Genomic DNA, 1706 nt, shown 5'->3' on the forward strand with positions numbered 1-1706 from the left:
GTGCGGGAGAACGAGGCTGTCGCTGCCTCCATGGGCGTCTCGCCGTACCGCACCAAAGTGCTGGCCTTTACGGTTGCCTCGATCTTCGGCGGTGCCAGCGGCTTCCTGTATCTCGCGGCTGTGCAGTACACCTCGCCGGAGACGCTCAGCTTCGGCCATTCCATTACTCTCCTCGCAGCCATGGTCATTGGCGGCGCGGGGAGCATCGCGGGATCACTGATCGGCGGCGCCTACTACGTCCTGGTTCCGCAGCTCACCAACGCCRTCGACCCCAGCTTTACCACCGCCAGCCAGGGCGCCATCCTCCTCCTGGTGCTGTTCCTGTTGCCCGAAGGCCTGGTCAGCCTTCCGCGGGTGGTCCGCCGGCTCACCCGCGGGCGCACCGCACGCTCCACACCCGGGAATCCCCCGCAGCCCCCTCCCGCAGCTCCTCCGATTACGGAAGCCGCGCCGGAGGGACTCAAAAAAACAGAGAGGCAAGATCGATGATGAAGATTCGGAAAAAGCCAGACGGGGTCCTCGGTATCGTCGCGATGGCATCCATCCTGGCGCTCTCTCTCTCCGGCTGCGTCCGGGACGGCGCCGGCCAGGGCGGGGGATCGGGCGCCGCGTCCCCCGGCATTACGGACTCGTCGATCACGCTCGGCATCACCACCCCGCTCAGCGGCGCCACCGCCGGGCCCGGAACGTGCACCGTCGCGGGCGTTTCAGCCTACTTCGGCGCGGTCAACGCGGCAGGCGGGGTGAAATTCGGCGACGGCAAGACGCGCACCGTGAACATCAAGACGTACGACGACGGCTACGACCCGCAGAAATCGCTGGCGAACTTCCAGCAGATGGTGTCCGACAATGTCTTCGCCGCCACGGCCGGCCTCGGCACGCCCACCAACCGGGCCTTCCGGGAGGCCGCCATCAGCCAGAAGGTCCCCCAGGTGCTCGTGATGACCGGCGACCCCTTGTTCAGTGACCGCAAGCAGAGCCCGTGGCAGCTCGGGTTCGTGCCCGTCTACCAGAACGAGGGAGCCGCTTTCGGCAAGCTGCTCGCCGGATCCAAGGACCAGCACAAGGTCGCCATCCTGTCGCAGAACGATGACTACGGCAAGGGCTACGTCCAGGGCTTCAAGGACGCCATCAAGGGCGCGTCGAACATCTCCGTCGTCGGGGAACAGACCTACGAGGCCACGGACACCTCGGTGGATGCGCAGCTCACCCAGCTGGCGTCGTCGGGAGCCGACGTCTTCTTCAACGCCATGTCGATCACCCCGCTCACCATCGCCTCCCTGCAGAAAGCCCAACAGATCGGCTGGAAGCCCAGCTGGTTCCTGCCGTCCAACACCTCCAGCCCCACCGCGATCCTCGCGCCCGGCGGTGCCGCCGCCTACCCCGGCGTGTACTCCGTGTCCTTCGCCAAGGCGCCGCAGAGCCCGGAGTTCGCCAAGGATCCCGACGTCGTGAAGTTCCTCGCCGACCTCAAGCAGTACGGCAAATACCCGGACATGCCGGCGTTCCCGCACTGCATGTGGAGCTACATGGTGGGCGCGACGCTGGAGCAGGCGTTCAAGAGCATGAATGCGCCGACGCGGGACAGCTTTATGACAGCCCTGCGGAACGTCAAGGGCTTCCAGGCGCCACTAATGCTCTCCGGCACCTCGGTGGACACGACGGTCGACGGCCAGCCGGCTGTGTCGTCCGTGCTGGTGCAGAAG

General features: G+C 66.3%; 2 protein-coding genes. Both read left to right on the top strand.

What is annotated here, in order from left to right:
* The coding region (locus tag AB4Y86_RS18280; RefSeq protein WP_441403564.1) for an ABC transporter permease subunit at nt 1-489 on the top strand (489 nt) is incomplete at its 5' end.
* Nucleotides 486-1706, top strand: a 1221-nt coding sequence (locus AB4Y86_RS18285) for an ABC transporter substrate-binding protein (protein ID WP_441403565.1), incomplete at its 3' end; no start/stop codon positions are given. The genes AB4Y86_RS18280 and AB4Y86_RS18285, both read left to right, overlap by 4 nt.

This window comes from Arthrobacter sp. 2YAF22_2 (genome assembly GCF_052114645.1).
Taxonomy (GTDB): domain Bacteria; phylum Actinomycetota; class Actinomycetes; order Actinomycetales; family Micrococcaceae; genus Arthrobacter.